The sequence below is a fragment of the Streptomyces sp. NRRL B-3229 genome (assembly GCF_000719505.1).
Lineage (GTDB): Bacteria > Actinomycetota > Actinomycetes > Streptomycetales > Streptomycetaceae > Streptomyces > Streptomyces griseorubiginosus.
Genome location: NZ_JOGP01000040.1, coordinates 25,387 through 31,547 on the forward strand (window position 1 = coordinate 25,387; position 6,161 = coordinate 31,547).

The following is a 6,161-nucleotide window of genomic DNA, read 5'->3' on the forward strand; positions in this document are numbered from 1 at the left end:
TCCAGGGCGGTGGGCTCGGGGACGTGCGGATTCGGCCAGGGCGGTGGGCTCGGGGACGCGCGGAGTCGGCCAGGGCGGCGGGCTCGGGGACGCGCGGAGTCGGCTGCGCGGCGATCCGTGAGGTGGCGGCGGTCACGGACGCAGCACCACCTTTCCCAGGTTGTTCCGCGACTCGATCGCCGCATGTGCCTTCGCCGCGTCCTCCAGGGCGAACTCCCCGTGCACGACGGGCCGGAGGGTGCCGGCCGAGAACATCCGCCACAGGTCCCGCCGCCACCGCTCGTACAACTCCGGCCGCTCCCGGGCGATCCGGGCCATCTGGAAGCCGGTCACGGACTTCGCGCCGACGAGGAGGTCGTACGCCCGGATCGTCCCGCCGCCCGAGCTGTACGCCACCAGCCGTCCGCCCGGGGCGAGGGCCGCGAGCGCCGGGGTGAGCAGGTCGCCGCCGACCGCGTCGAGGACGTAGTCCACCGGGTCGCCCCAACTGCCCTCCCGGTAAAGGGCGGTGGCGTCGGCGCCGAGCGACCGCACGAAGTCCGCCTTGGCCGCGTCGGAGACCGCGCCCACCACGCGAGCGGCGCCCCGGATGCGGGTGAGCTGCACGGCGAGATGGCCCACCCCGCTCGCGGCCGCCGTGATCAGGGCCGACTCGCCGGGTTCGGGGCGGGCCGCCTCCAGGGAGCCGAGCGCGACAAGTCCGCCGCGGACCAGTGCGACCGCGTCGACCGCCGTGGCGTCGTCGGGTATCGGGGACGCCATGGCCTCGTGCAGGAGCGCGAAGTCGGCGTACCCGTGCCCGAAGCACAGGCCGGTGACCCGCTCACCGGGACGGAAGCGGGTGACCCCGGCGCCCACGGAGACCACCTCCCCGCCGAGTTCGCCCCCGAGGGGCACCGGTTCCGGGGCCTCGCTGACTTTGCGGACGACGGGCAGCGTGACACCGACCGCCTCGCAGCGTACGAGGAGTTCGCCGGCCCCCGGTTCCGGCACCGGCACCTCCTCCAGTAACAGGGGGCCACCTGTGGACTCGTAACGGACCCGACGCATCGGCCCGACCTCCCATGGTTGGTGTCACCCCGACGAGGAATTCATTGGGAATCCCAACGATAGGGGAGTAGTCGTTGGGATGTCCAACGAATAGTGGCTAGGCTGACCGCATGGCCGAAGCTCCCCTCCCCGCGATCCGCTCCCTCCCCAGCTGGCTCCTCGGTCGTGCCGCCGCCCGGGGCCGGGCCCTGGTGGCCGAGGCGCTGGCCGCGGAGGACATGAAGATGTGGCATCACGTGGTGCTCTCGGCCGTCCGGGACCTCGCCCCCGTCGCCCAGGCCGACCTCGGCCGCGGGGTGCACCTCGACCCCAAGGACCTCGTCGGCATCCTGAACGACCTCCAGGCCGCCGGCCTCGTCGTGCGCGAGCCGCACCCCACGGACCGCCGCAAGAACGCGGTGTCCCTCACCGGCGAGGGCGCACGGCTGCTCAAGCGCTGCGAGAGGGCCGCCCGGCAGGCCAACGACGAGCTGCTGGCCCCGCTCACGGCCGCCGAACGCGCGCAGTTCATGAGCCTGTTGATCCGGATCTCCGGCACGGAGGGCTGACGGCGGATAACGTTCCGTCATGACCGCACCCCTCGCGCTCGACCCCGCACGCACCGCCCTCGTGCTCGTCGACCTGATGGACCGTATCGTCGCGCTGCCCCTCGAACCCCGGAAGGGAACCGAAGTGCTGGCCGCCGCCGAGGAGTTGGCGACCGTGTTCCGCTCGGCCGGTGCACCCGTCGTACTGGTGCGCGTCCAGCGGCCCGGCGTCGCCGACCAGCCTCCTGGCAGCGGACTCGTGGCCGGTCTCGGCCGGGACGGCGACATCGAGATCGTGAAGCGGACCATCGGCGCGTTCCAGGGCACCGACCTGGACGCCCGCCTGCGGGAACACGCCGTCACCACGCTGGTGTTCGGCGGGATCGCCACCAACCTCGGCGTCGAGTCCACGGCCCGCGCCGCCGGTGACCTCGGTTACGACCTGGTCTTCGTCGAGGACGCCATGGCCGCCTTCACCACGGCCGAGCACGAGGCGTCCACCAGGCTCGACTTCCCGCGCCTGGGCACGGTGGTGACGGTGGATCAGGTGCGCTTCACCGCGGCGGACTGACCCCGGCCGCGGCGGTCAGTTCGTGGCCACCGCCGTCTCCAGTGCCAGCCGGTGTTCGCCCGCGTACACGTTCATGGAGCTGCCCCGCAGGAAGCCCACCAGCGTCAGACCAGTCTCCGCGGCCAGGTCCACCGCCAGTGACGACGGCGCGGACACCGCCGCGAGCACCGGGATGCCGGCCATCACCGCCTTCTGCGCGAGTTCGAAGGAGGCACGGCCCGAGACGAGCAGCGTGGTGCGGGACAGCGGCAGGTCGCCGTTCTGGAGGGCACGGCCGACCAGCTTGTCGACCGCGTTGTGGCGGCCCACGTCCTCCCGTACGTCCACCAGTTCGCCGTCCTCGCTGAACAGGGCGGCGGCGTGCAGGCCTCCGGTCCGGTCGAACACCCGCTGGGCCGCACGCAACCGGTCGGGCAGGGTCGCCAGCAGGTCCGGGTCCACCCGGACCGGAGGGGTGTCGGCTATCGGCCAGCGGGCCGTCGTCCGGACGGCGTCGAGGCTCGCCTTGCCGCACAGGCCGCAGGACGAGGTCGTGTAGACGTTCCGCTCCAGCGTGATGTCGGGGATCACCACACCGGGGCCCGTCTTCACGTCCACGACGTTGTAGGTGTTCGAGCCGTCCGCCGTGGCGCCCGCGCAGTAGACGATGTTCTGAAGGTCACCCTGCTCGGCGAGCACCCCCTCGCTCACCAGGAAACCGGCGGCGAGCGCGAAGTCGTCCCCGGGCGTGCGCATGGTGATCGCGAGCGGTTTGCCGTTCAGCCGGATCTCCAGCGGTTCCTCGGCGACCAGTGTGTCCGGCCGGGACGAGACCGCCCCGTCGCGGATGCGGATCACCTTGCGTCGTTCCGTGACTCGTCCCATATGTGTCTCAGTCCCGGTTCTGTACGTGCTGGTGGCCGGACGGCCTTCACGATCTCATTGTCCTGCACATGGAGTGTGTACTCACAGACTTCATACTGTCTACAGTATGAAGTCTGTCGAGGGCGAGCAAGAGGCCCGATCCACCCGTGCGACCGTTCGGCGCGTGTTGGATACCGCTCATCGCATACGGTCGACGTGCCGTCTTTTCAACTCCCCCCTTCCTTCCTACCGTCCGGGATCATGAGTCCCCCTGTCGCGCCCCCGGGCTGGAGCCGCTGGCTCGTGCCCCCGGCCGCTCTCTCGGTCCATCTCTCCATCGGTCAGGCCTACGCCTGGTCCGTCTTCAAGCCGCCGCTCGAGTCCGCGCTCGGTCTGAGCGGCACGCAGAGCGCACTGCCCTTCCAGCTCGGCATCGTGATGCTCGGCCTGTCCGCCGCGTTCGGCGGCACCCTCGTGGAGCGCAACGGACCGCGCTGGGCGATGACCGTGGCGCTGATCTGCTTCTCGTCCGGTTTCCTGCTGTCCGCACTGGGCGCCGCCACCGAGCAGTACTGGCTGATCGTCCTCGGCTACGGCTTCGTCGGCGGCATAGGCCTCGGCATCGGCTACATCTCGCCCGTCTCCACCCTGATCAAGTGGTTCCCCGACCGGCCCGGAATGGCGACCGGCATCGCCATCATGGGCTTCGGCGGCGGCGCGCTCATCGCCTCGCCCTGGTCGGCGCAGATGCTGGAGTCCTTCGGCTCCGACAGCTCCGGGATCGCGCTCGCGTTCCTCGTGCACGGGCTGTCGTACGCCGTCTTCATGCTCCTCGGCGTCCTGCTGGTGCGCGTACCGCGCAGCGAGAAGCCCGTCGAGAGCGCCCCCAGCGCCTTCGAGGGGCCCCAGGTCTCGGCCCGCAACGCCGTGCGCACGCCCCAGTTCTGGTGTCTGTGGGTCGTGCTCTGCATGAACGTGACCGCGGGAATCGGCATCCTGGAGAAGGCCGCCCCGATGATCACGGACTTCTTCAAGGGCACGTCCACCCCCGTCTCGGTGTCGGCCGCGGCCGGTTTCGTCGCGCTGCTGTCGGCGGCCAACATGGCGGGCCGGATCGGCTGGTCCTCGACCTCCGACCTGATCGGACGCAAGAACATCTACCGGGTCTACCTGGGCGTCGGAGCGGTGATGTACGGGCTCATCGCCCTGTTCGGCGACTCCTCCAAGCCCCTGTTCATCCTGTGCGCGCTGGTGATCCTGTCGTTCTACGGCGGCGGCTTCGCGACCGTCCCCGCCTATCTGAAGGACCTCTTCGGCACCTACCAGGTGGGCGCCATCCACGGCCGGCTCCTCACCGCCTGGTCCACCGCGGGCGTCCTCGGGCCGCTCATCGTGAACTGGATCGCCGACCGGCAGGAGGAGGCGGGCAAGAGCGGATCCGCGCTCTACGGCATGTCGTTCGTGATCATGATCGGGCTGCTCGTGGTGGGTTTCGTCGCCAACGAGCTGGTCCGCCCCGTCAACGTCCGTCACCACATCCCCGCACCGAGGGAGGCAGTCGATGTCGGAGCACGACAGCAGCCAGAGTCCGCCTGACCGGCGCCCGCTGATCGCCCTCGCCTGGGTGTGGGTGGGCGCGCCGCTCGCGTACGGGCTCTACGAGCTGGTCCAGAAGGCGACCCAGTTGTTCACCGGGTAACTGTTCGGCAGGTGTTCGGGCGTCCGAGAGAGTGAGGGAAGCCGACAACTCGGGCGCCCGATTCCTGTGGCGTTACGTGCCCGCGTACCCGTGAGTCACTGTTCAGACTGGTGAATCCGGCTACCCAAGGCAACGAGGGGGACCCCCATGAACGGCTCGCGGATCGCTGCCGTCGGCCACTACCAGCCCGCGAAGGTGCTCACCAACGAGGACCTGGCAGCCCTGGTCGACACCAGCGACGAGTGGATCAGGTCCCGGGTGGGGATCCGTACCCGCCACATCGCGGGACCCGACGAGCCGGTCGACGAGCTCGCCGCGCACGCCGCCGCCAAGGCCCTGGCCGCGGCCGGGCTCGCCCCCACGGACATCGACCTGGTCCTGGTCGCCACCTCGACCGCCGTCGACCGTTCCCCGAACATGGCCGCGCGGGTCGCGTCCCGGCTCGGCATCCCCTCGCCCGCGGCGATGGACGTCAACGTGGTGTGCGCCGGTTTCACCCACGCGCTGGCCACCGCCGACCACACGGTACGGGCCGGCGCGGCGACCCGGGCGCTCGTCATCGGCGCGGACAAGATGTCCGCGGTGACCGACTGGAGCGACCGCACCACCTGTGTGCTCGTCGGCGACGGGGCCGGCGCGGCGGTCGTGGAGGGAGCCGAGGTCCCCGGCATCTCGCCCGTGCTGTGGGGGTCGGTGCCCGAGATGGGGCACGCCGTGCGGATCGAGGGCGAGCCGGCGCGGTTCGCGCAGGAGGGGCAGAGCGTCTACCGCTGGGCCACCACCAAGCTGCCGGCGCTGGCCCGGCAGGCCTGCGAGCGCGCGGGCCTGACCCCGGCCGACCTGGCCGCGGTGGTCCTGCACCAGGCCAACCTGCGGATCATCGAACCCCTCGCGGAGAAGATCGGCGCCGCGAACGCGGTGGTCGCCCGCGATGTGACCGAGTCCGGCAACACCTCGGCGGCGAGCATCCCGATGGCCTTCTCCAAGCTGGTCGAGCAGGGCGAGATCTCCAGCGGGGACCCGGTCCTCCTGTTCGGCTTCGGCGGCAACCTCTCCTACGCGGGCCAGGTCGTCCGCTGCCCCTGAAGCATCCGCCGTCCCTGAATCGGGCGGTCAGGTGTGTGAGGAGACCGACGGCCGGTTTACCTGGTCGCCCGGCGCCGTAGACTGTAGACAAAACGCAATGGACATGTCCGCCTGTCGAGGAGGGGGACCGCGATGCTGTCGACAGGACTGCCGCAGGGATCCGTGCCGAAGCTCGAACGTCCGGGTCCGCTGCGTGATCGTGTGTACGGGGCGTTGTTGGAGTTGATCACGACGCGTGCGCTTCAGCCTGGTCAGCATCTGGTGGAGAGTGAGCTGGCGGGTCATTTGGGGGTGTCGCGGCAGCCGGTGCGGGAGGCGTTGCAGCGGTTGAACACGGAGGGGTGGGTGGATCTGCGGCCGGCTCAGGGTGCGTTTGTGCATGAGC

General features: G+C 70.6%; 8 protein-coding genes. 6 read left to right on the forward strand and 2 right to left on the reverse strand.

The window, feature by feature from the left end; translation table 11 throughout:
* Positions 1-132: 132 nt before the first annotated feature.
* On the reverse strand, positions 133-1,050 hold the full coding sequence (locus IF54_RS0137485) for a quinone oxidoreductase family protein (RefSeq protein ID WP_030327131.1): 918 nt from the start codon (positions 1,048-1,050) through the stop codon (positions 133-135).
* A 110-nt stretch (positions 1,051-1,160) separates the two neighbouring features.
* On the opposite strand from IF54_RS0137485, the gene IF54_RS0137490 reads away from it, so the two are divergent.
* Both IF54_RS0137490 and IF54_RS0137495 read left to right on the forward strand, forming a co-directional pair.
* On the forward strand, positions 1,161-1,598 hold the full coding sequence (locus tag IF54_RS0137490; RefSeq protein ID WP_030327133.1) for a MarR family winged helix-turn-helix transcriptional regulator: 438 nt from the start codon (positions 1,161-1,163) through the stop codon (positions 1,596-1,598).
* 19 nt (positions 1,599-1,617) lie between these two features.
* Positions 1,618-2,148 (forward strand): isochorismatase family protein, encoded by a 531-nt coding sequence (locus IF54_RS0137495; RefSeq protein ID WP_030327134.1) that lies wholly within the window; start codon positions 1,618-1,620, stop codon positions 2,146-2,148.
* A 15-nt stretch (positions 2,149-2,163) separates the two neighbouring features.
* Here the strand turns inward: IF54_RS0137495 and fdhD are convergent, their stop codons facing one another.
* Complete coding sequence (gene fdhD, locus IF54_RS0137500; RefSeq protein WP_030327135.1) at positions 2,164-3,012, reverse strand: formate dehydrogenase accessory sulfurtransferase FdhD; 849 nt, start codon at positions 3,010-3,012, stop codon at positions 2,164-2,166.
* 240 nt (positions 3,013-3,252) lie between these two features.
* Between fdhD and IF54_RS0137505 the strand changes: the two genes are divergently transcribed.
* From IF54_RS0137505 to IF54_RS40090, 4 genes are all read left to right on the forward strand, one after another.
* Complete coding sequence (locus IF54_RS0137505) at positions 3,253-4,587, forward strand: OFA family MFS transporter (RefSeq protein ID WP_030327137.1); 1,335 nt, start codon at positions 3,253-3,255, stop codon at positions 4,585-4,587.
* Entirely contained in the window at positions 4,553-4,690 is a 138-nt protein-coding gene (locus tag IF54_RS43145; protein ID WP_020141330.1) for an MFS transporter small subunit, read from the forward strand. Before IF54_RS0137505 ends, IF54_RS43145 begins: the two co-directional genes overlap by 35 nt.
* Before the next feature lie 147 nt (positions 4,691-4,837).
* Positions 4,838-5,776 carry a beta-ketoacyl-ACP synthase III gene (locus IF54_RS0137515; RefSeq protein WP_030327138.1) on the forward strand — a complete coding sequence of 313 codons (939 nt, stop codon included), beginning with the start codon at positions 4,838-4,840 and terminating at the stop codon, positions 5,774-5,776.
* A 132-nt stretch (positions 5,777-5,908) separates the two neighbouring features.
* A partial coding sequence (locus IF54_RS40090) for a GntR family transcriptional regulator (RefSeq protein ID WP_037821128.1) occupies positions 5,909-6,161 on the forward strand: 253 nt, incomplete at its 3' end.

Excerpts from the sequence above, each read along its gene's own strand:
- IF54_RS0137515 (WP_030327138.1), top strand. The coding sequence starts at position 4,838 with ATGAACGGCTCGCGGATCGCTGCCGTCGGCCACTACCAGCCCGCGAAG.
- IF54_RS0137495 (WP_030327134.1), top strand. The coding sequence starts at position 1,618 with ATGACCGCACCCCTCGCGCTCGACCCCGCACGCACCGCCCTCGTGCTC.
- fdhD (WP_030327135.1), bottom strand. The coding sequence starts at position 3,012 with ATGGGACGAGTCACGGAACGACGCAAGGTGATCCGCATCCGCGACGGG.
- IF54_RS0137490 (WP_030327133.1), top strand. The coding sequence starts at position 1,161 with ATGGCCGAAGCTCCCCTCCCCGCGATCCGCTCCCTCCCCAGCTGGCTC.
- IF54_RS0137505 (WP_030327137.1), top strand. The coding sequence starts at position 3,253 with ATGAGTCCCCCTGTCGCGCCCCCGGGCTGGAGCCGCTGGCTCGTGCCC.
- IF54_RS0137485 (WP_030327131.1), bottom strand. The coding sequence starts at position 1,050 with ATGCGTCGGGTCCGTTACGAGTCCACAGGTGGCCCCCTGTTACTGGAG.
- IF54_RS43145 (WP_020141330.1), top strand. The coding sequence starts at position 4,553 with ATGTCGGAGCACGACAGCAGCCAGAGTCCGCCTGACCGGCGCCCGCTG.